The sequence below is a fragment of the Weissella sp. DD23 genome, from assembly GCF_001579105.1.
Taxonomy (GTDB): domain Bacteria; phylum Bacillota; class Bacilli; order Lactobacillales; family Lactobacillaceae; genus Weissella; species Weissella cibaria.
The window spans coordinates 83,430-86,063 of the sequence record NZ_KQ970397.1; the positions used below are offsets into that span (position 1 = coordinate 83,430).

A 2,634-nucleotide genomic window follows, 5' to 3' on the forward strand; every position below is an offset into this window, starting at 1 on the left:
TCACAACAAAAAGTAACAAATGGTACGATAAGGCCGAAGTTTCAGAATTTTTGGACCGTATCGTAACTGATTACGATGGTATGATGCAAGAGAATCAAACGTTGAAGACGCAATTGGCTGAAGCAGATGCAAACGCTAAGCAAGTTGAAGAGATGAAGCAATCTGTTAATTCATCAATTTTGATTGCGCAAGAAGCCGCTGATCGTTTGAAGAAGCAAACAGAGGCTGAAGCTGAAGCAACGTTGCAACAAGCTCAAGCTGAAGCACAAAAGATTGTTATGGAAGCTAACGCGAAGGCCAATGCTTTGTTGACTGAGTCACAAGCTAAGAACGAAAAGTTGGTTGCTGAAAAGGATGCTTTGGACAAGGACATGGGTGCCTTTAAGGCCAAGATTGAAGGTCTATTGCAGGCACAAATGGATTTGGTTAAGACTGATGATTGGGCTGCGTTCCAAAAGCCAGCCGCTAACCAAGTGCCATCAGCATCATCTGCACCGGTTGCACCAACATCAGCAGCCGCTGAAAGTTCAGAAGTAGAAACGGTTGTTATCTTCCCTGAATCAGCAGAAAGCAACGGAAACTTCTTGAATAAGGACTAATTTTTCGTTATCATGTAAACATGGTTTCTTGACCAAACGGTAAGGTGTATTCCAAACAGCGACCTAGAATTAACCCGGTGAGAGTCTAGGATGGTGACGCACTTTGCTTATCAGCAAGAAAGTTTTTTAATCAAATACACAGAAGAGGCGGCAGTTTGCCGTGAATTCGGGTGGTACCACGTTGACATGACGTCCCGCATTGGCTAGTGATAGCCGGTGCGGGATTTTTTAGTTTCAGGGTAAGCCGCATGTCAACGCGGTAGCACTTGGATTGAACAGAAAGGATTGCGCTTTTATGAAGATGAAGCAAACCTTGAACCTAGGAAAGACGAAGTTCCCAATGCGTGGTAACCTACCACAAACTGAGCTACAACGTGAAAACATCTGGTTCGAGAATAAGGTCTATGAGCAACGTCAAAAGATGAACGAAGGTAAGCCATCATTTATGCTTCACGATGGCCCTCCATATGCTAACGGAAACATTCACATCGGACACGCCATGAACAAGATTTCTAAGGATATCATCGTTCGTTACAAGTCAATGAATGGTTTCTACGCACCATTTGTCCCTGGTTGGGATACGCACGGTTTGCCAATTGAACAACAATTGACGAAGGCTGGTAAGGATCGTAAGGCGGTTGGCCCAGTTATCTGGCGTAAGATGGCCGAAGAATTTGCACGTAAGCAAGTTAAGACGCAAATGGCCGACTTCAAGCGTTTGGGAATTTCAGCTGACTGGGATAACCCATACTTGACGTTGTTGCCTGAATTCGAAGCTGCCCAATTGCGCGTCTTCGGTGAGATGGCCAAGAAGAACTTGATCTACCGTGGTAAGAAGCCTGTCTTCTGGTCATGGTCATCAGAGTCTGCTTTGGCAATGGCTGAAATCGAATACCACGACATTGAGTCAGACACGGCGTTCTTCTCAGAGCGCGTTAAGGACGGTAAGGGCTTGTTGGATAACGACACGTACTTCATCGCCTGGACGACGACACCTTGGACGGTACCAGCTTCACAAGCTTTGGCTTTGAACGCTGATTTCGAATATTCACAAATTCAACCAAAGGGTTCAGACAAGAAGTACATCGTTGCTTCAGCTTTGTTGGGTGCCGTTGCGCCTAAGTTCGGCTGGGACGAGTACGAAGTTGTCGCAACCTTTACTGGTAAGGAACTTGAAATGGCGACAACTGAGCACCCATTCATGGACCGTGAGATTTTGGTTGTTAATGCTGATTATGTGACGGCTGATGCCGGTACTGGTGCGGTTCACACGGCCCCAGGATTTGGTGAAGATGACTTTGCTACCGGTCAACGTTACAACATGCCAGTTATCATGAACGTTGATGACCAAGGTAAGATGACGGCCGAAGCTGGTCCTGACTTTGAAGGTGTCTTCTACCAAGATGCTGACAAGGTATCATTGCAAAAGCTTGAAGAAGCTGATGCGTTGATCTTGCACGAACCAGTTGTGCACAGCTACCCATTTGACTGGCGTACTAAGAAGCCAGTTATCTTCCGTGCGGTGCCACAATGGTTTGCTTCGATCGATAGCTTCCGTCAAGACATTTTGGATGCATTGGACGATGTTAAGTTCCAACCAGAATGGGGTAAGAAGCGTTTGTACAACATGATCCGCGACCGTGGCGACTGGGTTATCTCACGTCAACGTGTTTGGGGTGTGCCATTGCCAATCTTCTACGCTGAAGATGGTACGGCAATTGTTGACCCTGAAATCATCGACCACATCGCTGAATTGGTAGCCGAGCATGGTTCAAACGTTTGGTTCGAACGTGAGGCCAAGGACTTGTTGCCAGAAGGTTACTCAAACGAGCACTCACCAAATGGCGAATTTACCAAGGAAACGGACATCATGGACGTTTGGTTCGATTCAGGAACTTCACACCAAGGTGTCATGGCCACGCGTCCAAACCTAAGCTTCCCAGAAGATTTGGTTTTGGAAGGCTCTGACCAATACCGTGGATGGTTCAACTCATCATTGATCACAGGTGTTGCTGTAACGGGTAAGGCACCATAC

Annotated in this window: 2 protein-coding genes; both read left to right on the plus strand. The window is 46.6% G+C overall.

Annotated elements, in window-relative coordinates:
• Window positions 1–599, plus strand: a 599-nt coding sequence (locus WEIDD23_RS10335; protein WP_062358964.1) for a DivIVA domain-containing protein, incomplete at its 5' end; no start/stop codon positions are given.
• A gap of 295 nt (window positions 600–894) precedes the next feature.
• A partial coding sequence (gene ileS / locus WEIDD23_RS14940) for an isoleucine--tRNA ligase (protein WP_242865506.1) occupies window positions 895–2,634 on the plus strand: 1,740 nt, incomplete at its 3' end.